Here is a 22,189-nt window from a genome sequence, read left to right on the forward strand (position 1 = left end):
ACATTTCGGGCGTCGAGGGTCCTCGGTTTGGACTAAAACTGCGCGATGTCAACGTTCGTTGTCAACGTGCGCCCGAGCGGAGGTCGCCCTGAACGGGGTGGGCTCGCCACTGCGCCTCGGTCACGTCCGCGATCGCGGAGGCGTTCGCCTTCGCCGCCTCCTCCGTGACCAGCCACGAACGACCCTTCGCGTCGAGGAGACCGATCTCGCCCGACGGGGACCGCAGCGCCGGGGCGCCGGAGGCGATCTCGGCGACCACCGGCAAGCCGTCCACCGCGTCCGGCCGGTCGTCGAGCATCCCGGTCGCCAGGGTTTCGGCCACCGATCGGCGTTCGAGGCGAACCTTCCCGCCGTCGTGGACGAGGTCGACCGTCCGAATCGGCGAGGGAACCGCGAAGCCCTCCAACGCCCGGGCCGCCCGCGGAGCGGTGTCGCAGCCGTCCGCGTCGGTGACGTCGATGCCGAAGTGCCGGATGTCGGTGGGAGCCGGAGCCAGCCCGGTGGCGCGCAGGACGTCGAGCGGCACCGTCCCGCACGGGTCCGATGTGGACGGACTAATCCACCCCTCCCCGTCGCGGATCAACCCCGGACCCTCCTGCCACGGACCGGGAATCGTCACCGGCGCGTAGGGATGGCGGGTGAATTCCCTGTCCCAGAAGGTGATCCGGGTTCCGCCGGTGGTCTGGTGCGCGATGGCGAAGGCGTCCAGCGTCGGCGAGTAGGCCAAGTCCGCGCTGAACGCGTCGGCCACCGATCGCTCGCGCTCCCCGCCCGCCGGACGGAACCCGCGCTCGGTCAGCGCCTGAACGTCCTTGCCGAACAGCGGATCTCGCGATCGCAGCACGAACTGACCGGCACCGTTCCAGCCGGCGCCCTTCGCCGTGGTGTCGGTGAACATCAGGTAGAACCAGCCGTCCACGAACACCGCGGACGGCTGCCCGGCTCCGTAGACGTTGGCGCGCTGCACCTCGCCCGCTGCTGAGGCGATCGGCGCGGGACGGCGGGTCCAGGCCCGGCCGTCCGCGCTGCCGGCGACGCCGATGGCGTTGCCGTGCGCGTGATCCCCTGCCGCACCCGTGTAGTAGAGGTAGTACCGGCCGCCCACCCGCAGCACCGAGGGATCGCAGGTGTGCATGCCGTCGAAACGCCCCGGCTCACCGGAGAAGACGGGGACCGCGGGCGCACCGCCCTCGGCGAACGGGCCGTCCGGCGATGCCGACGAGGCGTGCAGGATGTCGTCGCCCGCAGGCCCCACGCCCGGCAGCTGGCTGCACCACCACGCCCGGTACCGGCCGTCCTCGGCCAGCACCGTCGGCCCGTAGTTGTAGGGCGCGGGCTGCCCGCCCGCCGCCACGACGCCCGGACTCCCCCGCTCGGCGCCCGTGGTCAGCTCCACCGGCTGCGGCACCGGAGCCGGGCGCCGCTGCTGCGCGACCGGGGCGACGGGAGTGCCGGAGACGTGCGTGCACCCGGCCAGCAGCGCGACGGCGACCAGGCATAACGGCAGCCGGCCGGAGCCGCGCACTACTCCCCCGCGTTCTCGGCCAGCCAGCGGATCGCCAGCGGATATCCGGCCACGCCCAGCCCCGCCATCACCGCGGTCGCGATGTCGGACAGGTAGCTGGTGTGCCGGAACGGCTCTCGCTTGTGCACGTTGGAGATGTGCAGCTCGACCAGGTCGGCGGTCAGCTGGGAGGCGGCATCGCGCACCGCCACCGAGTAGTGCGTCCACGCGCCCGCGTTGAGCACCACCGGCCAGGAGGCGTCGGCGGCCTCGTGCAGCCAGCCGACCATCTCCCCCTCGTGATCGGTCTGCCGCACCTCGACCTCGACCCCGAGATCCGCGCCCGCACGCTCGCACATCGACACGAGGTCGGCGTAGGTGGTGCTGCCGTAGACCGACGGCTCGCGCTTGCCGAGCCGCCCCAGGTTGGGCCCGTTGAGGACGAGGACCTTCACAGCAGCACCTCCGTGCTGGACTTGCTCTCACCACCGGTGATGGCCGAGTAGGCGGCGGCGATCAGCGACGGGTCCGGGCCTTCCAGCCGTTCCGGCTTGGCCAGGCCGTCGAGCACCACGAACCGCAGCACGCCGGAGCGGTTCTTCTTGTCCGCCTTCATGCCCTCCATCAGCGAGCCCAGCGCGTCCGGGTCGTAGGTGGTGGGAAGCCCCAGCTGGTCGAGGATGCGCTTGTGCCGGTCGGCGGTGTCGTCGTCGAGACGCCCTGCCAGCCGGGCGAGTTCCGCCGCGAAGACCAGTCCGACGCTGACCGCAGCCCCGTGGCGCCAGCGGTAGCGCTCGCGCCGCTCGATGGAGTGGGCGAGCGTGTGCCCGTAGTTGAGCACCTCGCGCAGGTGCGACTCCTTGAGGTCCGAGGACACGACGTCGGCCTTGACCTGGATGGAGCGGCGGACCAGATCGGCCAGCACCTCACCGGCCGGGTCCGTGGCGACCTCCGCGTCTGCCTCGATGAGCCGCAGGATCTCGGGGTCGGCGATGAATCCGGCCTTGACGACCTCCGCCATGCCGGCGAGAAGTTCGTTGCGCGGCAAGCCTTCCAGCGTCGCCAGGTCGCACAGCACCAGGCTCGGCTCGTGGAACAGGCCCACCAGGTTCTTGCCCGCGTCGGTGTTGATGCCGGCCTTGCCGCCGACCGCCGCGTCGACCATCCCCAGCAGCGTGGTGGGCACGTGCACGGCCTTCACGCCGCGCATCCAGGTGCCCGCGACGAACCCGCCGAGGTCGGTGACCGCACCCCCGCCGAAGGAGACCACGACACCGTCGCGGTCCATGCCGATCTTGCCCAGCACCTCCCAGCAGAACCCGGCGACCTGCAGGTTCTTGCCGTCCTCGGCGTCGGGGATCTCGACGCGGTGGGCGTCGATGCCGGCCTCGGTCAGCTCTTCGCGGACCGCCTCGATGGTGGCGGTGATCGTGGGCTGGTGCACCAGAGCGACGCTCGACGCGTCGCTGAGGTATTCCACCAGCTCACCGAGCAGACCCCGGCCGACGACCACGTCGTAGGGCTGCTGGCCGTTCACGCTGATCCGAACCGGCTCGGTCATCGTCGTCCCTTCGGCAATCGAGGTGTTCTGGGATTCTGGAAAGGATACCGAGGTTGTTGTGCGTAGCGGGGCGAGTGGGAGAACCCGAGGAGCTCCGGCGCACTCACCGAAGGAGAAAGTGGCTCCGCCACCTCGAACCCCTAACGAGACGTCAACGCGGCCAGATCATCGACGACCCGGTCGACGACCTGCGCGGGTTCGAGCTCGTCTGTAGCGACCTCCACGGCGGCCACCGAGCGGTAGATCGGCAGGCGCGCGTCCAGCAGCGCCTTGAACGTGGCGCGCGGGTTGACCCCGGCCAGCAGCGGGCGGGCCGCGGAGAGCCCCGCGCGGCGGGCGCCTTCGGCGAGGCCCACCGACAGGAAGACCACCGGGTGCCCGACCAGCCGTTCGCGGGTCAGCTCGGAGAGCACCGCTCCGCCGCCCAGCGCGAGGACGCCGTCGTGCTCCCGCAGCGCGGTGTCCACGGCCTGCTCCTCCAGCTCGCGGAACGCAGGCTCGCCATCGTTGGCGAAGATGTCGGAGATCTCGCGGCCGGTGCGCTGCACGACGTCGGCGTCGGTGTCGCGGAACCGCGCGTCGAGGCGCTCGGCCAGCAACCTGCCGATGGTGGTCTTGCCCGCTCCGGGCGGGCCGATCACGATCGCGCGCGGCGGCATCACCGCACCTGCCGCTTCTCCGCGCGCTCGCGCAGCGAGGCGAGGTAGCCCTCCACGTTGCGGCGGGTCTCCGGCAACGAGTCGCCGCCGAACTTCTCCAGCGCGGCCTCGGCCAGCACCAGGGCCACCATCGTCTCGGCGACCACGGCGGCGCGCGGCACGGCGGTGATGTCGGAGCGCTGGTGCATCGCCTGCGCGGGCTCACCGGTCACCATGTCCACAGTGGCCAGTGCGCGCGGGAGGCTGGAGATGGGCTTCTTGGCTGCGCGCACGATCAGCGGCTCGCCGTTGGTGATGCCGCCTTCCAGACCACCGGCGCGGTTGCTGTCGCGGCGGACCCAGTTGACGCCCTGGTCGGGGTAGATCTCGTCGTGCGCGGCGCTGCCCCGGCGGTGGGCGTTGGCGAAGCCCTCGCCGATCTCCACACCCTTGATCGCCTGGACGCTCATCAGCGCACCGGCCAGGCGCGCGTCCAGCTTGCGGTCCCAGTGCACGTGCGAGCCGATGCCCGGGGGCAGGTTGTAGGCGATGACCTCGACGACACCGCCGAGCGTGTCGCCGTCCTTCTTCGCCGCGTCCACCTCGGCCATCATCCGCTCGGTGGCGGTGTCGCCGAAGGCGCGCACCGGGTTCTCGTCGATCGCGGCGAGGTCGTCGGGGCCCGGCAGCACCTCACCCGAGGCGTCGACGCCGCCGAGGCTGACGACGTGGCTGACGATCTCCACGCCGAACAGCTGGCGGAGGAACTGCCGCGCGACGGTGCCCGCGGCGACGCGGGCGGCGGTCTCGCGGGCGCTCGCCCGCTCCAGGACCGGGCGGGCCTCGTCGAAGCCGTACTTCTGCATGCCGGCGATGTCGGCGTGGCCGGGTCGCGGGCGGGTCAGCGGCTCGTTGCGGGCCAGGTCGGCCAGCACGTCCTCGTCGACCGGGTCGGCGGCCATGACCTGTTCCCACTTGGGCCACTCGGTGTTGCCGATGCGCACCGCGATCGGGCCACCCTGGGTGCGGCCGTGCCGGACGCCGCCGATGATCTCCAGCGCGTCGGACTCGAAGTTCATCCGCGGGCTGCGCCCGAAACCGAGCTTGCGACGCTCCAACTGGGTCGCGATCTCGGTCGAGGTCACCTCGACCCCGGCCACCATGCCTTCCAGCACCGCCACGAGGGCGGGGCCGTGCGATTCTCCAGCGGTCATCCAGCGCAACACACCTGTAGATCCTGCCACGCTCTACCCAGGAGGAACGCGCCCGGGTGGGTCAGGGCCAGAACAGCGTCACCAGCCAGGACGGAACGACCATCGCCGGACCGTGCGCGACGGCTCCCGCCGGCCGCGACAGGGCCCCGAGGAGCGTGAGCGCGGCCGCCGCGGCGACGACACCGACGACGGCCGGCACCGACACCGCACCCACGGCAGCACCCAGGACACCGGCGAGCTTGACGTCCCCGCCACCCATCGCGCTCGGCGCTACGAGCCTGACCAGCAGATACGTCCCGCCGAACAGCGCGAGTCCGGCCACCGAGCCGACCGCGACCTCCGGCCGGTGCCACGCGGCGAGCACCAGCAGCGCTGCGGTCACCGGGTAGGCCGGCAGCGTCAGGGCATCAGGAAGCCGGTGAACCCGCAGGTCGCAGACCCCGAGCAGAACTCCGCCCCACGCCAGCAGGAGCGGTACCGCGATCCACCACCACGGCATCCCGCGCAGGGCGATCACACCCCACGCCACCGAGACGCCGACCTCGCACCAACCGGCGGGCACCACAGCTCCCCGCCGCAACCCGCCGAGCAACCGGCGCCCCGCCCAACCGGCGAGAACCCCGGCCACCACCATGATCAACACGCTCATCAGCGCAACATCGCCGATGTCCGGATCCCCGCCGGGGACCTACCCAGCGAAAGGCCGCGTGTCGGGACGCCCGCCCGGGTGATTTCCCAGTTTTAGTCCAAACCGAGGACAGTTGATGCCCGAAATGTCCGCTCAGTTTGGACTAAATGTGGTGTCTGGGGAGGTTGGTCAGTCGGGTGATGGGTGGTTGGCCTCCGGTGGCGGAGTGGGGGCGGTGGTGATTGTAGAAGTGGAGCCAGTTGGGGAGGGCGGTGTTGCGTTGGTGGGTGGAGTTGTAGAAGCGGGCGTAGGCCCAGCCGTCGGCGAGGGTGCGGTGGAATCGTTCGATTTTGCCGTTGGTTTGTGGCCGGTAGGGGCGGGTGCGTTTGTGGGTGATGCCGAGTTGGTGGCAGGTGTCGCGCCAGTGGTGTGAGCGGTAGCAGGCGCCGTTGTCGGACAGGACGCGTTCGATGGTGACGCCGTGGTCGGCGAACCAGGCCACGGCGCGGTGCAGGACCTGGGTGGCGGTGGTGGCTTTTTCGTCGGCGTGGATTTCGGCGTAGGCGAGGCGTGAGTGGTCGTCGATGACGGTGTGGACGTGGGCGGTGCCCAGTCGGGGGCCTTGGTGGCGGTCGCGGAGGCCGGTGCGGCGTGCGGTGGCGGCCCGGTTGCGTTTGGCCTGGGGGTGGTCGAGGTAGCGCCAGCCGCCGCCGTCGGGGATGTTGCCGAATTTGGTGACGTCGACGTGGATCAGTGATCCGGGGTGGTCGTGTTCGTAGCGGCGTAGGGGTTCGCCGGTGACCCGGTCGATGCGGGAGAGCCGGTTGATCCGGCAGCGCACCAGGACCGCGTGCACGGTCGAGGCCGCCAGGCCCACGCGCCCGCCGATCTGGACCGGACCCAGCCGGTGACGCCACCGCCACCCCACGATCCGCCGCACCAGCTGGTCAGGGGTTTTGTTCGGGCTGTGGTGCGGCCGGCTACTGCGATCCCGCATGCCCGCGACACCCTCCTCGCGGTATCGCCGGGCCCACTTGCTCGCGGTTTTCGGCGCCACCATGAACATCTTCGCCACATGAGTGGCCGTGCAGCCGTCCTCGACGATGAAACGAGCCAGTCGCAGCCGGGTACGCGGGGTCAGCGTCGCGTTAGGGTGGGACACGAAGGCCTCCGGTTGATGAAGCGGTTTCTAGGCAACTCCACTTCACAACCAGAGGCCTTCACCTGTCTACGGAACAGACCAACCCACCGGGACAACCTCCCCGGACATCACAACTAAAACTGGGAGCCGGCGAGGCGCGAACCACGAAGCAACCCTTGAAAAGTCGCCTCAGGCGTCGATGGTGAACAGGTGGTCGCCCGGGACGACCTGGGTGTCCTCGCGGAGGTCCGCGAGGGACTCGGCCTGAGCTTCCAGCGCCACCACCGGGCAGATCGAGGCGTAGCCGTGCGCCTCCACCTCGGTCGGATTCCAGGTGACGATCTTCTGCCCGGCCTCCACCGAGTCGCCCTTCGCCACGTGCAGCGTGAAACCCTCGCCCTTGAGCTTGACCGTGTCGATGCCCAGGTGCACCAGCACCGCACCACCGGTCGAGGCGACGATGACGAACGCGTGCGGGTGCAGCGTCGCGACCTGGCCCGCGACCGGGGCGACCGCGTCGGCCTCCCCGCCGGAGGGCTTGATCGCGAGACCGGGACCCACCATGGCCTGCGAGAACACCGGGTCCGGAACGTCGCTGAGCGCCGTGGTGAGACCCGCTACCGGGCTGCCGACCTCGGTGCTCACATCAAGTCCTCGATGTCGCCGGCCAGCGTGTCCGCCTCCGGCCCGACCACGACCTGCACGACCGTGCCCTGCAGCATCACGCCGTGCGCCCCCGCGGCCTTGAGGCCCGCCTCGTCGATCTTCGAGCCGTCCTCGACCTCGCAGCGCAGCCGCGTGATGCACGGCTCGATCTCGACGATGTTGTCCCCGCCGCCCAGCGCGGACAGGATCGCCTCGGCCTTGTCCTGAGCCACCACGTGCTCCCTTCGTGCTCCCGCCGCGGATCGAACACCGCGACGCGACGATCTTGCGCCACGTGATGTCGATGCGGCAACGAAAACGGTGCCTTGTTGACACCTGATCGCATGACGGCGCATTCTTCGCAACCAACTGGTTTAGACCGGACAGTACCAACGAACGGTCACGTTTCTCATCCGAACCAGCGGCGAGTTCGAGACAGCGGATTCGCGACAGGGGCTCCAGCCCAGGGTGGCACGGCAGGAGGAGGCATGGGCGAAGGACGAGGTTCCGTCCAGCGCGCTCGCTCCAGCGGCCTGCCCGACGGGCCGATGCCGAAACACGCGCAGCTGCGGGAAATCCTGCGCGAACTCGCCGGCGGCGAGCTCCCCTCGGGAGCGGCGGTCCCGTCGGAGCGCGAACTGGCGTTGCGCTACGGGGTCTCCCGGCTGACGGTGCGCGAGGCGGTCGGCCAGCTGTGCTCCGAGGGCGTCCTGGAGCGGGTGCGCGGCAAGGGCACCTTCACCACGCGCCCGCGCATAGACTGGCAGGTCCACCTGGCCTCGTTCACCGAGGACATGCGCCGCCGCGGGATGCACCCGGAGACCGCGCTCCTCGACGCCCGCGAAGCGATCCCCCCACCGGCCACCGCGCAGGCACTGGGCCTGGCACCGCAGGAGACCGCGTTCTGGCTGTTCCGGCTGCGCAAGGCCGACGGGATGCCGATGGCCGTCGAACGCGGCTGGTACCACCAGGAGGCCGTCCCCGGGCTCCTCGACGAAGACCTCACGGCGTCGCTGTACACGCTGCTGTCGCAGCGGTACCGGCTCCAGCTGGAGTCGGGCACGCAGACGGTGCTGGCCGATGACGCCGACGCCGAGACCGCGGGCCTGCTCGGCATCCGCCCCGGCTGCTCGCTGCTGGTGTTCAGACGGGTCTCCACCGCTCGCGGAAAGCCGGTGGAGGACATGACCTCCTGGTACCGCGGCGATCGATATCAGGTGACCATGCAGCTCGACCGCGACCCGGCCGAGCTGTGAGGCGAGAACCGGACAACTCGAACCAGCGCACCACCGACATCGTTTGCAATGATCACCCAACCCCGGTGAACCAAGCAGGAGGTATCCGATGAGTTCCACCGCCGCCAAGGCGAAGGGGAGCAACAGAGGGCTCGCGCAGCTGCAGCGCATCGGCCGCAGCCTGATGCTGCCGATCGCGGTGCTGCCGGCCGCGGCCCTGTTGCAGCGGCTCGGCCAGGACGACCTGCTCGGCGCCGAAGGGCTCGGCGCGTCGATGGCGTGGCTGCAGCCGGTCGCCGGGGTCATCGGTGCCGCCGGTGGCGCGCTGTTCGACTACCTCCCGCTGCTGTTCGCCATCGGTGTCGCGATCGGTTTCGCGAAGAAGGCCGACGGTTCGACGGCGCTGTCCGGTGCCGTCGGGTACCTGGTGCTGCACGGCGTGCTGACCCAGATCGCCGGCACCGAGGAGGGGACCTCGTTCAACAAGAGCCCCTACGGCGTGCTCGGCGGCATCGTCGCCGGCCTCGTGGCCGCCTGGCTGTGGCAGCGCTACCACCGCATCAAGCTGCCCGCCTACCTGGGCTTCTTCGGCGGCAGGCGCTTCGTGCCGATCGTGACCGCGGTGTCCATGCTGATCATCGGCGTGGTGATGGGCCTGCTCTTCCCGCTGTTCGACGCCGCGCTGACCGCGTTCTCCGACGCCGTCACCGCGCAAGCCGTCATCGGCGGCGGCCTCTACGGCCTGATCAACCGCCTGCTGCTGCCCTTCGGCCTGCACCACATCCCGAACAACGTCGTCTGGTTCCTCTTCGGCGACTACAACGGCGAGAAGGGCGACATCGCCCGCTTCTTCGCGGGCGACCAGACCGCGGGCACGTTCATGACCGGCTTCTTCCCGATCTTCATGTTCGCCCTGCCCGCGGCGGCGCTGGCGATCTGGCAGTCGGCCAAGCCGGAGCAGCGCAAGGTCGTCGGCGGCGTGATGATCTCGGTCGCGCTGACCTCGTTCCTGACCGGTGTGACCGAGCCGCTGGAGTTCTCGTTCATCTTCGTCGCGTGGCCGCTGCTGCTGATCCACGCGGTGCTGACCGGCACCTCGCTGGCGCTGGTCAACGCGCTGGACATCCACTCCGGCTTCGGGTTCTCCGCCGGTGCGATCGACTACCTGCTCAACTTCGGCATCTCCCAGGGCTCGATCTGGCTGATCCCGATCGGCCTGGGCTACGCGGTCATCTACTACGTGGTGTTCCGGTTCGTGATCGCCAAGTGGAACCTGCGCACTCCGGGGCGCGAGGAGGACGACAGCGCCTCGGCCGTTGCGGATAATGCCGGTGGGGACGCCGCGCCGGCCCCCGAGAAGAAGTAGAGGCGGCGCGGGTCGGTTCCCGCCCCCGACGAAGGAGAGACATGTCTGAACGACGGGTCACCGTAGCGAGCAAGGTCGGGATCCACGCGCGGCCCGCGGCACTGCTGGCCAAGACCGCCGCGGCCCAGCCCGTGGTGATCACCATCCGCAAGGAGGGCAACGAGCCCGTCGAGGCGGGCAGCATCCTCGGTCTGATGACGCTCGGCGCCTCGCACGGCGACGAGGTCATCCTGGCCGCCGATGGCGAGGGCGCGGAAGCGGCCCTCGACGAGGTCGCCAAGCTCGTGGCCACCGACATGGACTGAGACCCACCCGAAGAACGGCGCCCTCCTCACCGGGGGGCGCCGTTCTTCGTCTGCGGCTGCGGTGTCGAGCGCCGCGGCAGGTCCCAGTTTTAGTCCAAACTGAGCCGACATTTCGGACATGATCATGGCTCGGTTTGGACTAAAACTGGGAAGTGCCCAGGTCGCCGCACTGCCGGATGCCGCTGGGAGCCGGGTCAGAGAGGGAGGGAGTGCCCGGTGGCCTGGGCCAGGGCGTCGCGCATGGCGGTGCGGGGGGCCGGGCTCCCGGTGAAGTGCTCGACCTGGCCGAACGCCTGGTGCAGCAGCATGTCCAGCCCGGTCGCCAACCGGCCTCCGACGGCCTCGACCGCTTCGGCCAGCGGCGTGGGCCACGGGTGGTAGACCACGTCCAGCACGCAGGCCGACTTCGCGAGATCCGCCGCGTGCGGATCCACCGCTCCCGCCGGGAGCGTCGAGACGACCACGTCGTGGCTGGTGGCGGCATCGGCGAGGCTGATCGCGCCGAGGCGCTCGACCCGCACGCGCAGGCCGATCCGCTCGGCCGCCTCCAGCGCCTCGGCCGCCCTGGCCGGTTCGCGCACCGCGAGCGTGGCCTCCGCCAGTCCGAGGTCGGCGAACGCGGCGAGCGCCGCCACGGCGGTGCCGCCCGCACCGAGGATCAACCCCGAGCGACCGCCGGTGAAACCACCCGCGACGCGCAGGGCACCGGAGACTCCGTCCACATCGGTGCAGTCGGCGAACCAGCTCCCGTCCGCGCGGTGGACCAGCGTGTTCGCCGCTCCCACCGCGTCAGCCCGCTCGGCGACCTCATCGGCCACCCGCAGAGCGGCCCGCTTGCCGGGCATCGTCACCGACAGACCGGCCCACTCCGGGCCCAGTTCGGCGACGAGCTCGACCAGCCGCTCGGCGTCCGCCTCGACGCGCTCGTAGGTCCAGGGCAGACCCAGCGCGTCGTAGGCGGCGCCGTGCAGGACCGGCGACAGCGAGTGCTCGACAGGTTTGCCGAGCACCGCCGCGCGCCGCCCGTGATCAGAACGCGCCACGTGCCTGCGCTTCCTTGATGTAGGCGTCGTGCTGCTCCTGGTTCTCGGCGAAGCAGGAGGTGCCGTCGGGGTAGCACTTCACGAAGTAGCGCCACTCCCCCTGAGCGGGACGTTCGGCCGCCTGCAACGCCTCCTTGCTGAACGCCGAGATCGGCGTCGGCGGCAGCCCGTAGTTCATGTAGGTGTTGTACGGGCCCGGGCGCTGCCGGTCGGAGCTGTTGGTCAGCAACGTCGGCTTGTCCAGCGGGTAGTTGATCGTCGAGTCCAGCCCCAGCCTCATCGCGGGCTGGCCCAGCCGGTTCTCGATCACCCTGGCGACCCGCGGGAAGTCCTTGGCCAAGCCCTCGCTCTGCGTCAGCGAGGCGATGATCATCACCTCGTACGGGGAGTGACCGCTGTTCTCGGCGAGCTTGGGAAGGCCGGCGACCTCCAGCTGCGCCGCCGACTTGGTGACCACGTCGCGCAGCACGTTCTCCGCCGACTCACCGGGCTTGACGTCGTAGACGCCCGGCATGATCAGGCCCTCCAGCCGGCGCCGGGGCTCGGCCTTCGACGCATCGGCGAGCGCCCAGTCCGGCACGCCCATCGCCGCCAGGTCCCCGGTCTCGGCCGCCTTGTGCATCTGCTCGGAGGTGGTGCAGGCCTCGTTCTTGTTCGCGCAGGTCGCCTCGGCGAGCCTGGTCAGGATTCCCGGCGTGGTGCCCCCGTTGGGCGCCGCCTGGTCCTCCAGCCGCATGCCGCCGCGGATGTCGACCCGGCCGACCTTCGCGTCGTCGGACAGGATGTGGCTGACCGCCGCCTTGCCGGACATCTGATTGCGCATCAGGTAGTAGCCGGGCTGGATCGAGTTGATCCGCTTGTTCTCGGCGGCCGCGGCGGTGAACGCCTTCGTGCTGGCCACCACGTCCTTCTCCGAGAGCGACTTGCCGATGTCGCCCACGGTGTCGCCGGAGGCGACCTCGACGACGACGTTGCCGTTGCCCTCGCCGTCGTAATCGTCGTAGGAGCCGATCCGCATGATCTGCAGCGCTCCGTAGCCCACGCCGCCACCGACCAGCACCAGGACGAACAGGCCCGCCAGCGCGGTCACCCAGCGACGCCTCTTGCGGCGGCGGAATCGTTCCGGATCGGGGCGTCGTCGGCGGTGTTCGCCGGGCTCATCGGCGAACAGTCCGAGATCGTCGGTCACGGGAGTTCCTCTCGTGTTTTCTGCCCCCGGCCGTCCAGGTACGCCTGCAGGATCTCCACCGCTGCCGCTTGATCAACGACGGCACGCTGCTTCTTCCCCCGCACGCCGCGCTTCGACAGCTTCCGGCTGGCCGTCACAGTGGTCAACCGCTCGTCGTGAAACCGCACCGGGACCGGTGCGACCTTCTCGATCAGCGCCGCCCCGTAGGCCTGCGCGATCTCCGCAGCGGAACCGTGCCTGCCCGCCAACGTCTTGGGCAAGCCGATCACGATCTCCACCACGTCGTGCTCCGAGACGAAGTCGGCGATCTTCGCGAGATCGGTGCCGCCTTCCTCGTCCCGTCGCAGCGTCTCCAACGGGGTCGCCAGCATCGGAGCGGGGTCGCTCAGAGCGACTCCGACCCGGACCGCCCCGACATCGACACCGAGCCGACGTCCCGGACCGGGATCCGCCTGCTGGTGCTCGTTCACCCGCCAGCCACCACCCGGTCGACGCCGGTGCGCAGCGCACCGATGGCGGCCGTGATGCCCTCGGGGTTCGAACCGCCGCCCTGCGCCATGTCCGGCTTGCCGCCACCGCGCCCGCCGACCTCGGCGGCGAAGCTGGGAACCAGCTTGCCCGCGGCGATGCCCTTGTCGCGGGCCGCGTCGTTGACGCCGACCACGAAGCTGACCTTGCCCTCGTCAGCGGCGAACAGCGCGACGACCGACGGGCGCGAACCCAGCCGGCCGCGGATCTCGCCCGCCAGGGCGCGCAGCGCGTTGCCGTCCACGCCGTCCGGGACCTGCTCGGCCACCAGCGTCACGCCGTGCACGTCGGTGCCCTTGCCCGCGAGCTCACCGGCGGAGTTGAGCACCTGGGAGATGCGCAGCTGCGCGAGCTCCTTCTCGGCGCTGCGCAGCTTGCCGACCACGCCCTGGATGCGCTCGGGCAGCTCCTCGGCGGGAACCTTGAACTGCTCGGCGAGCTGGGTGACCAGCAGGTGCTCCTTGCTGATGTGACGCATCGCGTCCATGCCGACCAGCGCCTCGACGCGGTGCACACCGGAACCGACCGAGGAGTCCGACACCAGCTTGACCACGCCCAGGTGGCCGATGCGCGGCACGTGCGTGCCACCGCAGAGCTCGCGGGAGTAGTCGCCCATGTCGACCACGCGGACCTGGTCGCCGTACTTCTCGCCGAACAGCGCCATCGCACCGAGCTCCATCGCCCGGTCCATGCTGGTCGTGTAGGAGTTCACCTCGACGTCGGTCTGCAGGTAGTCGTTGACCTCCTCCTCGACCCCGGCCAGCACGTCCGCCGACACCGCCGAGGGGGCGGTGAAGTCGAAGCGCATCCGGCCCGGCGAGTTCAGCGAACCGGCCTGCGCGGCGCGCTTGCCATAGGCACTGCGCACGGCCGCGTGCACCAGGTGCGTGGCGGAGTGCGAACGCTCGATCGCCTGGCGGCGGCGGGCGTCGACGGAGGTCTCCAGCGTGGTGTCCACGCCCAGCTCGCCCTCCAGGACCCTCGCGCGGTGCACGAAGAGACCGGGGACGCTGCGCTGCACGTCGTAGACCTCGACCGCGACTCCCGGGCCGACCAGCTTGCCGGTGTCGGCGATCTGACCGCCGCCTTCGGCGTAGAACGGGGTCCGGTCCAGGACCAGCTCGACCTCGCTGCCCGCGGAAGCACGGGACGCGGGCTGCCCGTCGATCAGCAGGCCCAGCACCCGGCTCTGCGACTCCAGATCGGTGTAGCCGATGAACTCGGTCTTGCCGTGCTGGTCGAGCAGCGTGCGGTAGGTCGACAGGTCGCCGTGGCCGGACTTGCGGGCCTTGGCGTCGGCCTTGGCGCGATTGCGCTGCTCGGCCATCAGGTCCCGGAAGCCCTGCTCGTCCACCGAAAGACCTTGCTCGGACGCCATTTCCAGGGTCAGGTCGATCGGGAAGCCGTAGGTGTCGTGGAGCTGGAAGGCCTTGTCGCCCGCGAGGGTCGCGCCGCCGCTCTTGCGCAGGTCGGTGACCGCCATGTCGAAGATCTTCGACCCGGCGGTCAGCGTCGACAGGAAGGCGTCTTCCTCGTTTCGCATGACCGAGTCGATGCGGTCGAACTGGGTGACCAGCTCGGGGTAGCTCGGCGACATCGCGTCGCGCACGATCTGCGCGAACTCGCCCAGCACCGGCTCCTGCACGCCGAGCAGGCGGGTGGAGCGGATGATCCGGCGCAGCAGGCGGCGCAGCACGTAGCCGCGGGCCTCGTTGCCGGGGGTCACGCCGTCGCCGATTAGCATCACGCCGGAGCGGGCGTGGTCGGCGATGACGCGGAACCGCACGTCGTCCTCTTCGGTCGCGCCGTAGCGGCGGCCGGAGAGCTCCTCGGCCTTGGCGATCACCGGGCGGACCAGGTCCGTCTCGTAGACGTTCTCCACGCCCTGCAGCAGGCAGGCCACGCGCTCGACGCCCATGCCGGTGTCGATGTTCTTGGTGGGCAGCTCACCGATCGGCGGGTGACCGTCCTTGGGCGGCAACTCGCCCCTGATGTCCTGCATGAACACCAGGTTCCAGATCTCGATGTAGCGGTCCTCGTCGACGACCGGACCGCCTTCCTTGCCGTAGGCGGGACCGCGGTCGTAGTAGATCTCCGAGCAGGGCCCGCCCGGGCCGGGCACGCCCATGTCCCAGTAGTTGTCCTTGGCGTCGCGGGTCTGGATCCGCTCGGCCGGAATGCCGCAGACCTTCTGCCAGAGCCCGGCGGCCTCCTCGTCCTTCTCGAAGACCGTCACCCACAGGCGGGCCGGGTCGATGCCGTAACCGCCGTCCGCCACCGACTTGGTGAGCAGCTCCCAGGCGTTCTCCATGGCGCCTTCTTTGAAGTAATCGCCGAAGGAGAAGTTGCCGGCCATCTGGAAGAACGTGTTGTGCCGGGTGGTCTTGCCGACCTCGTCGATGTCACCGGTGCGCACGCACTTCTGGATGCTCGTCGCCCGCGGGTACGGGGCCGGGGCCTCGCCCAGGAAGTAGGGCTTGAACTGGACCATGCCCGCGTTGACGAACAGCAGCGTCGGGTCGTCGAGGATCAGCGACGCGCTGGGCACGACCGTGTGGCCGCGGCCCTTGAAGTGCTCGGTGAACCGGTGGTTGATGTCGTGGGTCTGCACTGGGAGTCCTTGGGAATTTTGGTCAGGTCACGGACACGGCTGCGGGTGTCGGCGAGCGGCCGGGCGGCGCGGGAAGCACCGGTGTCAGCGGCCCGCCCGACGAGCTCGCCGCTCGGCGTCGTGCTCGGCGGCCACCCGCCGGACCTGGTCGGCGTTCACGACCACATCCTGCAGCTGGTCTTCCCGTTCCTGCATCCCGGACCGCACGTCGGCACCGAACGAGCCGACCGCTCCGGCGATTTCGCGCATGGCGCCGCCGACCTGCTCGGCCATCCCCGTGGGGGTCGCCTTCCGAGCGGTCTCGTTGACCTTGCGGGTCAGCGCGACGCCTGCTGCGATGCCCGCGCCGAACCAGAAAAGGCGCCTCACTTGCGCACCCCTTTGTTCTTGCGGCGGTAGTGCCGTCCGGTCGGTTCCTGCTTCCGCTTGCGGCGGGCCTTCAGCGCCTTGCTCACGCCGTAGGAGAACGCCGCCGTCTTCACCAGCGGGCCACCCAGTGTAGCCGTGAACAGCGACGACAACGCCGAAACGTTGCCGCTGATGGTCTTGGCGTTGGACGTGATGCCGTCGACCCGATCCAGTTGCGTGTTGACGTGCGTGAGCGTCGTGTTCGCGCCGGTGAAGATCGGGTCGCTGTTCTCCTGCGCCTTCTTGATCGCGGTGCTCGCCTCGTCCAAGGTCTTGCCGAGCTTGATCAGCGGCACCGCCAGCAGCAGGACCAGCAGCACGAACGCTCCGGCGACGATCAGCGCGGCGATCTGCGTGGGCGTCACGTGCCCTCCCGTTTGTCCACGTCATGTCCCTGTCGAACCGGCGACCTGCGCCGGTTCGTTGATCGTGCGCCAGGTTACCGGTGTATCCGCCAGCTACAAGCACCCGGGCCGTCGGGTCGAACCCCTGGTCCGCGCTACTTCGAGACCCGCCTCACGGGGTCACGGCTGGAGGTATCGATGCGGTGACCGGTTGATCACGCGGTGACGGGGGTGAGCGGCGGCTGCCCGGTCAGCACGGCGGCGACGTTGCGCGCGGCCAGTTCGGCCATCGCGGTCCGGGTCTCGGTCGTGGCCGACCCCAGGTGCGGGGCGATCGCGACGTTGTCCAACTCCAGCAGGCCGGGCTCGACCTCGGGCTCGTTCTCGAAGACGTCCAGCGCGGCCCCGGCGACGCGACCGTCCTTCAAGGCCTCGGCCAGGGCCTTCTCGTCGATGACCGGGCCGCGGCTGGTGTTGACCACGATCGCGGTGGGCTTCATCCGCGCCAGCGCGGCACCGTCGATGAGGTGGTGGGTGTGCTCGTTGAGCGGGCAGTGCAGCGAGAGGACGTCGGCGGTGCGCAGCAGCTCGTCCTGCGAGAGGTGGCGCGCGTCGAGCTCGGCCTCGACCTCCTGCGCCGCGCGACGGCGTCCCGAGTAGGCGATGTGCATGCCGAAGGCGCGGGCGCGGCGGGCCACCGCCTGGCCGATGCCGCCGAGCCCGACGATGCCCAGCGTCTTGCCCTGCAGACCGGTGCCGAGCATGAAGCCGAGGTGGAAGTTCCACGGCGTGCGCGAGCGCAGCAGCCGCTCGCCCTCCCCCAGCCGGCGGGTGACCGACAGCAGCAGACCGAAGGCCAGGTCCGCGGTGGCGTCGGTGAGCACGCCGGGCGTGTTGGTGATCGCCACGCCGCGCTCGGTGACCGCGGGGACGTCGATGTTGTCGTAGCCGACGGCCACGTTGGCCACGACTTTGAGCTGCGGTCCCACGGCCTCGACGAACTCGCCGTCGATACGGTCGTGCAGCATCGTCACGACGCCGTCGGCTCCCCGGACTGCGGCGCGGAGCTCCTCGGGGGTCAGCGGCCGGTCCTGGTCGCAGACGCGCACGTCGGCGACGTCGCGGAGCGCGGCCAGCGCCGCCTCCGGCACCGTCCTGGTGACCACGACCTCGCTCACATCGACCTCCACGCTCGTTCGGCCCGGCACGCCCGCCACGCTACCGGGCCGGACGGCCGCCCAGTTTTAGTCCAAACTGAGCCGACATTTCGGACATGATCATGGCTCGGTTTGGACTAAAACTGGGAAATGCCCAGCATGTCGGTTCGGACCCGAGCTGCCCTCAGTCCTCTTCGCGGATGATGTTGCGGAGCTTCGGGACCCGGTCGTGCAGCGCGCGCTCGGCGCCGCGCGGAGTGGGCTCGTAGTAGTCGCGTCCCAGCAGCGACTCCGGCGCGTACTGCTGGGCGAGGACGCCCTCCGGCTTGTCGTGCGGGTATCGGTAGCCCTTGGCGTTGCCGAGCTTCTCCGCTCCCGCGTAGTGCCCGTCGCGCAGGTGCGGCGGGACCGGGCCGCCCTTGCCCGCGCGGACGTCGCTCATCGCCGCGTTGATCGCCGCGATCACCGCGTTGGACTTCGGCGCCGTGGCGAGGTGGATGGTGGCCTGCGCCAACGCCAACCGCCCTTCCGGCATGCCGATGAACTGCACGGCCTGACTGGCGGCGACGGCGGTCTGCAGCGCGGTCGGATCGGCCATGCCGATGTCCTCGCTGGCGTGCACGACCAGCCGGCGCGCGATGAACCTCGGGTCCTCCCCCGCCTCGACCATCCGGGCCAGGTAGTGCAGCGCGGCGTCGACGTCGGAGCCCCGGATCGACTTGATGAAGGCGCTGGTGATGTCGTAGTGCTGGTCGCCGCCCCGGTCGTAGAGCACGGCCGCGCGGTCCACCGTGGATTCGACGGTGGCCAGGTCGATCTCGGCGGCACCGTTGGACGCCGCCGACTCGGCTGCCGCCTCCAGCGCCGTCAGCGCCCGCCGCGCGTCGCCCTCGGCGAGCGCCACCAGGTGCTCCTCGGCGTCCTCGGCCAGCCCGACGGACCCGCCCAGACCCCGCTCCTCGGAGACCGCGCGACGCAGCAGAGAGCGGATGTCGTCGTCGTCGAGACTGCGCAGCTGCAGCACCAGCGACCGCGACAGCAGCGGGGCGACGACGGAGAAGTACGGGTTCTCGGTGGTCGCGGCCACCAGCAGCACGGTCCGGTCCTCGACAGCGCCCAGCAGGGCGTCCTGCTGGGTCTTGGAGAAGCGGTGGACCTCGTCGATGAACAGCACGGTCGCCTCGCCGGAACGCCCGAGGCGGCGGCGCGCCTCCTCGATGACGGCGCGGACCTCCTTCACCCCCGACGAGAGCGCCGACAGCGCGGCGAACCGGCGCCCGGTCGCCTTCGAGACGAGGTTGGCGAGCGTCGTCTTCCCCGTGCCCGGAGGCCCGTAGAGCAGCACCGACGCGGGCGCGGCCCCTTCGACGAGCCGCCGCAGCGGAGCCCCCGCGATCAGGAGGTGCTGCTGCCCGACGACCTCCTCCAGGGATCGGGGCCGCATCCGCACCGCCAGCGGCGCGTTCTCGGCCAGCTTCTCGCCGGCCTTCTGCTCGGTCTCAGCCCCGAACAACCCCTCGTCGAACAACCCCTCGCTCACGCCCCGAACGCTACCCGTCACCCCCGACTCCACCACCAGCCGCTCCGCACCGGACCTCGCACGCGAAAGCCCCGGTGATCGCGTGCGCGGGAGCTGCGGTCGCCGCGTGCGGGACAACCGCGGCTCCCGGCGGTGCGATCACCGGGGCTTTCGCCGCCGGAAGAGCGTTGACGCAGGTCAGCCGACCTTCGCGGGCATGGCGACCTCGACGCTGCCGTTGTTGCGCCGGTGTTCGGCGACCCAGTTGTCCACGGCCTGGTGGCAGGCGCGGTCCAGGTGCCGGACCGTGCTCAGGTCCAGGTGCACGTGCTTGTGCTGCGGGAGGTTCTCGAGGTGGTCGAGCAGTCGCGGCAGCCGGAGGAAGGTGGCGTTCCCACCGAGCTCGACGTGCACGTGGTCATCGGCGTGCTTGGCGTTCACCGACAGCCGGGACACCTCGATCGCCATCTTGATCACCGCGGCGGCCAGGCCCGTCAGGGTCCCGATGAGCAGGTCGGTGGCCACGATGGTCACCGCCGTCAGCACCAGCACGAATCCCTCGGACCGGTGCTCGCGCACCAGCTTCGCGACGGCCTTGAGCTCCAGGAGCTTCCACCCGGCCTGGATCAGCAGCGCGGCCAGCACGGCGGTCGGGATGAACGCCAGCAGGCCGGGCAGCAGGACCACGAACAGCAGCAGCCAGAAGCCGTGCAGGATGCGCGACAGCTTCGTCTTCGCTCCCGCCTGCACGTTGGCCGAGCTGCGCACGATCACCGCGGTCATCGGCAGCGCGCCGAAGACACCGCAGACGGCGTTGCCCGCGCCCTGCGCGACGAGCTCCTTGTTGTACCGCGTCTTCGGACCGTCGTGCATCCGGTCGACGGCGGCGGCGCTGAACAGGCTCTCCGCCGAGGCGATCAGCGCGAAGGTGAGGATCGAGCCGAGGATGGCCGCGTTGACCGCGCCGAAGTCGGTCAGCGCCGGCGGGTTCAGCGACGACAGCAGCGAGCCGACCTCGATCTTCTGCACCGGCAGCGCCACCAGCGCTGCCAGCGCGCTGGTGAGCACCACGGCGATCAGCGGGCCCGGCACCAGGTTCAGCGGCGCGGGAGCGAACTTCTTCCACCCGGTCATGATCAGCAGTGCTGCCACGCCGAGCCCGAGGCCGGCGAGGCCCTGCGGCGTGGTCACCATCGCGGTGGCCAGCTCTCCCAACCCGCCGAACTTCTCCGCGGTGGTGTCGGGCTGGGCGAGCCCGCCGACCGGGTAGATCTGGCCGAGGATCAGCACCAGTCCGATGCCGGCGAGCATGCCCTGCACGACCGAGGGCGAGATGGCGCGGAACCAGGTGCCCAGCCTGCTCACGCCGAGAAGGATCTGCACGACGCCGGCGCCGAGCACGATGACGCCGAGCATGCCGAGTCCGTGCTGGCTGACGGCCGAGGCCACCAGCACCGTCAGTCCGGCGGCGGGTCCGGAGACCTGCAGGCTGCTGCCGGGCAGCAGCCCGACGACCAGGCCACCGACGATGCCGGTGATGATGCCCAGTTCGACCGGGACGCCGGATGCTGCGGCCACTCCCACGCACAGCGGGACGGCGACCAGGAACACGACCAGCGAGGCCGCGAGATCCGCGCCGAAGTGCGGCGCCTTGGGCAATCGCCCGGTTCGTCGTTGCGACTTGTCTTCGAGTTGCGTGGTCACGATGCCCTCCAGGGCGAAAGCGGTGCGAGGCATCGGCCCCGGGCACCCTGCGCGGTGGGTGCCCGGCGGCGATGCCGTGAACGCGGGATCTCTCTACAGCGGGAGGAAGTCCTGCTCCTCCGCGGACTGCGGCGCGACGTAGACGAGGCCGGTGTCGATCTCGTAGAACCAGCCGTGCAGGCGCAGCCGCCCGGATTCGATCCGGTCCCGGATGAACGGGTATTCGCGCAGCGTGTCCAGCTGCGCGCGCAGGTGCCGCTTGCTCTCGGTGCGGACGGCGCTGTCCTCGGGCTCGGTGGCGGCCTGGGCGTCGGTGCCCAGCCAGGTGCACAGCGCGGGCAGCTCGTCGAGCCCGCGGCCGGCGATGGTCAACGCGGTGACCGCACCGCAGTGCGAGTGACCGCAGACGATGATGTCGGGGATCCCCAGCTGCAGAACCGCGTACTCGATCGTGCCCATCTCGCTGGAACCGGAATCCGGCGCGTATTTCGGCACGACGTTTCCGGCAGTTCGCAGTTCGAACAAGGTACCCGACTCCGCTCCGGTGATATGCGACGGAGTCACGCGGGAATCTGAACATCCGATGAACAGTGCGGAGGGAGACTGGCCCTGGGCCAGCTGCTTGCGTTGGTCCGCGGAGAGCAGGTGGGAGTGACGACGTGCGTGCCGCACGAAGTTGTCGAAGCTCATTGTGAATCTCCGGGTCGAATCGGCTCGGAAGAAGTTGAGATCCGACCCGATCAGTGCCGCATGACCTGCAGCGCCGCCGGAGAATGTCTCAGCCGACTGCGCGCGTCACCCGCATCCGTTTCGACATTCGGGACGTACCCGCTGCGGACGAGAACTTCGAAATCGGCCGCGACCCAGCGCGCTTCGCCGCGGAGGCAGTCGCGGTCGTGCTGGTGGCGCAGTTGGGTGCGCCGGTGCGTGGTCAGGCCCGGCAAGCGCTCGCGGAGCTTCTCACCGTCCCGCTGCTGCTCCTTCGTGTCCGGCTTGTGCTCGCTGATCGCTGGGCAGCTGACCTGGTTGGCCAGCGCCGCGTCGGTCGGTCCCAGCGCGGCGAGCACGACCGCGAAGAGCAGGAAGAGTCCTGCTCTCGTGATCTGCCATGCCCTGCCGCGCAACGAATGCCTCCCGAAAAAGAGCAGCGGATCCCTTCCGGCGACGCCGACGGCTGCGGGATGAAGGAGCGGAAACGCTCCCGCCCACAATATCGGAAAACCCGCCCCGGCACGCAAGTCATGAGCGACACGAACCAACCGCGAAACAAATGAAGATTCCTTAATGAGAAGAAGTGGTCCGGCCAGATTCACCCGGTCGCCGGGTGGACGCCACACGCGTGACCGCATTCCCCGACATCCGCCATCACGGTGCGCACTGGGAATGTGATCGGACTAACCGCATCGAGCGATGGGCCGACACCTTCTATTCACCTGGGAAACCTCGAAG

23 protein-coding genes are annotated in these 22,189 nt (G+C 70.1%); 3 read left to right on the forward strand and 20 right to left on the reverse strand.

Going from position 1 to position 22,189, the window contains the following annotated elements; translation table 11 throughout:
- Nucleotides 1–61 precede the first annotated feature (61 nt).
- The 9 genes from FHU35_RS05015 to FHU35_RS05055 all read right to left on the reverse strand — a co-directional run bounded on the left by FHU35_RS05015 (nucleotide 62) and on the right by FHU35_RS05055 (nucleotide 7,687).
- Complete coding sequence (locus tag FHU35_RS05015) at nucleotides 62–1,525, reverse strand: beta-xylosidase (RefSeq protein ID WP_145737181.1); 1,464 nt, start codon at nucleotides 1,523–1,525, stop codon at nucleotides 62–64.
- Nucleotides 1,525–1,959 carry a type II 3-dehydroquinate dehydratase gene (gene aroQ, locus FHU35_RS05020; protein ID WP_145737182.1) on the reverse strand — a complete coding sequence of 145 codons (435 nt, stop codon included), beginning with the start codon at nucleotides 1,957–1,959 and terminating at the stop codon, nucleotides 1,525–1,527. Before aroQ ends, FHU35_RS05015 begins: the two co-directional genes overlap by 1 nt.
- The gene (aroB, locus tag FHU35_RS05025) at nucleotides 1,956–3,065 is read right to left on the reverse strand and encodes a 3-dehydroquinate synthase (protein ID WP_145737183.1); all 1,110 of its coding nucleotides are present in this window, start codon (nucleotides 3,063–3,065) and stop codon (nucleotides 1,956–1,958) included. The genes aroQ and aroB overlap by 4 nt, the downstream gene beginning before the upstream one ends.
- Nucleotides 3,066–3,205: 140 nt before the next feature.
- Nucleotides 3,206–3,724, reverse strand: coding sequence for a shikimate kinase (locus FHU35_RS05030; RefSeq protein WP_246110074.1), 519 nt, complete (start codon nucleotides 3,722–3,724; stop codon nucleotides 3,206–3,208).
- On the reverse strand, nucleotides 3,724–4,929 hold the full coding sequence (gene aroC, locus FHU35_RS05035; RefSeq protein ID WP_145737185.1) for a chorismate synthase: 1,206 nt from the start codon (nucleotides 4,927–4,929) through the stop codon (nucleotides 3,724–3,726). The genes FHU35_RS05030 and aroC overlap by 1 nt, the downstream gene beginning before the upstream one ends.
- A gap of 49 nt (nucleotides 4,930–4,978) precedes the next feature.
- Entirely contained in the window at nucleotides 4,979–5,566 is a 588-nt protein-coding gene (locus FHU35_RS05040) for a prepilin peptidase (protein WP_145737186.1), read from the reverse strand.
- A 142-nt stretch (nucleotides 5,567–5,708) separates the two neighbouring features.
- The gene (locus FHU35_RS05045) at nucleotides 5,709–6,707 is read right to left on the reverse strand and encodes an IS481 family transposase (protein ID WP_145737187.1); all 999 of its coding nucleotides are present in this window, start codon (nucleotides 6,705–6,707) and stop codon (nucleotides 5,709–5,711) included.
- Nucleotides 6,708–6,875: 168 nt separating this feature from the next.
- Nucleotides 6,876–7,331: a PTS sugar transporter subunit IIA gene (locus FHU35_RS05050; protein WP_145737188.1), complete on the reverse strand. Its 456-nt coding sequence runs from the start codon at nucleotides 7,329–7,331 to the stop codon at nucleotides 6,876–6,878.
- The gene (locus tag FHU35_RS05055; protein WP_145737189.1) at nucleotides 7,328–7,687 is read right to left on the reverse strand and encodes a PTS sugar transporter subunit IIB; all 360 of its coding nucleotides are present in this window, start codon (nucleotides 7,685–7,687) and stop codon (nucleotides 7,328–7,330) included. Before FHU35_RS05055 ends, FHU35_RS05050 begins: the two co-directional genes overlap by 4 nt.
- Nucleotides 7,688–7,819: 132 nt before the next feature.
- Between FHU35_RS05055 and FHU35_RS05060 the strand changes: the two genes are divergently transcribed.
- From FHU35_RS05060 to FHU35_RS05070, 3 genes are all read left to right on the forward strand, one after another.
- The gene (locus tag FHU35_RS05060) at nucleotides 7,820–8,587 is read left to right on the forward strand and encodes a GntR family transcriptional regulator (protein WP_145737190.1); all 768 of its coding nucleotides are present in this window, start codon (nucleotides 7,820–7,822) and stop codon (nucleotides 8,585–8,587) included.
- A gap of 88 nt (nucleotides 8,588–8,675) precedes the next feature.
- Nucleotides 8,676–9,932: a PTS transporter subunit EIIC gene (locus FHU35_RS05065; RefSeq protein ID WP_145737191.1), complete on the forward strand. Its 1,257-nt coding sequence runs from the start codon at nucleotides 8,676–8,678 to the stop codon at nucleotides 9,930–9,932.
- Between the two features lie 41 nt (nucleotides 9,933–9,973).
- Nucleotides 9,974–10,237: an HPr family phosphocarrier protein gene (locus FHU35_RS05070; protein WP_145737192.1), complete on the forward strand. Its 264-nt coding sequence runs from the start codon at nucleotides 9,974–9,976 to the stop codon at nucleotides 10,235–10,237.
- Between the two features lie 194 nt (nucleotides 10,238–10,431).
- Here the strand turns inward: FHU35_RS05070 and FHU35_RS05075 are convergent, their stop codons facing one another.
- The 11 genes from FHU35_RS05075 to FHU35_RS05125 form a co-directional block, all read right to left on the reverse strand.
- On the reverse strand, nucleotides 10,432–11,280 hold the full coding sequence (locus FHU35_RS05075) for a shikimate dehydrogenase (RefSeq protein WP_145737193.1): 849 nt from the start codon (nucleotides 11,278–11,280) through the stop codon (nucleotides 10,432–10,434).
- Complete coding sequence (locus FHU35_RS05080; protein ID WP_186459262.1) at nucleotides 11,267–12,469, reverse strand: endolytic transglycosylase MltG; 1,203 nt, start codon at nucleotides 12,467–12,469, stop codon at nucleotides 11,267–11,269. Before FHU35_RS05080 ends, FHU35_RS05075 begins: the two co-directional genes overlap by 14 nt.
- Entirely contained in the window at nucleotides 12,466–12,939 is a 474-nt protein-coding gene (ruvX, locus tag FHU35_RS05085) for a Holliday junction resolvase RuvX (protein ID WP_145737194.1), read from the reverse strand. Before ruvX ends, FHU35_RS05080 begins: the two co-directional genes overlap by 4 nt.
- A complete protein-coding gene (alaS, locus tag FHU35_RS05090) occupies nucleotides 12,936–15,608 on the reverse strand; it encodes an alanine--tRNA ligase (RefSeq protein WP_145737195.1) in 2,673 nt (890 codons plus the stop codon). The genes ruvX and alaS overlap by 4 nt, the downstream gene beginning before the upstream one ends.
- 84 nt (nucleotides 15,609–15,692) lie before the next feature.
- Nucleotides 15,693–15,977, reverse strand: coding sequence for a hypothetical protein (locus tag FHU35_RS05095; RefSeq protein WP_145737196.1), 285 nt, complete (start codon nucleotides 15,975–15,977; stop codon nucleotides 15,693–15,695).
- Nucleotides 15,974–16,381, reverse strand: a complete 408-nt coding sequence (locus FHU35_RS05100) for a DUF948 domain-containing protein (RefSeq protein ID WP_145737197.1) — start codon at nucleotides 16,379–16,381, stop codon at nucleotides 15,974–15,976. Before FHU35_RS05100 ends, FHU35_RS05095 begins: the two co-directional genes overlap by 4 nt.
- 194 nt (nucleotides 16,382–16,575) lie before the next feature.
- The gene (locus tag FHU35_RS05105) at nucleotides 16,576–17,568 is read right to left on the reverse strand and encodes a 2-hydroxyacid dehydrogenase (protein WP_246110075.1); all 993 of its coding nucleotides are present in this window, start codon (nucleotides 17,566–17,568) and stop codon (nucleotides 16,576–16,578) included.
- 133 nt (nucleotides 17,569–17,701) lie between these two features.
- Nucleotides 17,702–19,057 (reverse strand): replication-associated recombination protein A, encoded by a 1,356-nt coding sequence (locus FHU35_RS05110; RefSeq protein ID WP_145737198.1) that lies wholly within the window; start codon nucleotides 19,055–19,057, stop codon nucleotides 17,702–17,704.
- Nucleotides 19,058–19,234: 177 nt separating this feature from the next.
- A complete protein-coding gene (locus FHU35_RS05115; RefSeq protein ID WP_145737199.1) occupies nucleotides 19,235–20,773 on the reverse strand; it encodes a SulP family inorganic anion transporter in 1,539 nt (512 codons plus the stop codon).
- 60 nt (nucleotides 20,774–20,833) lie between these two features.
- Nucleotides 20,834–21,430, reverse strand: coding sequence for a carbonic anhydrase (locus FHU35_RS05120; RefSeq protein WP_145737200.1), 597 nt, complete (start codon nucleotides 21,428–21,430; stop codon nucleotides 20,834–20,836).
- Nucleotides 21,431–21,480: 50 nt separating this feature from the next.
- Entirely contained in the window at nucleotides 21,481–21,864 is a 384-nt protein-coding gene (locus FHU35_RS05125) for a hypothetical protein (RefSeq protein WP_145737201.1), read from the reverse strand.
- Nucleotides 21,865–22,189 lie beyond the last annotated feature (325 nt).

This window comes from Saccharopolyspora dendranthemae (assembly GCF_007829955.1).
Taxonomy (GTDB): Bacteria; Actinomycetota; Actinomycetes; order Mycobacteriales; family Pseudonocardiaceae; genus Saccharopolyspora; species Saccharopolyspora dendranthemae.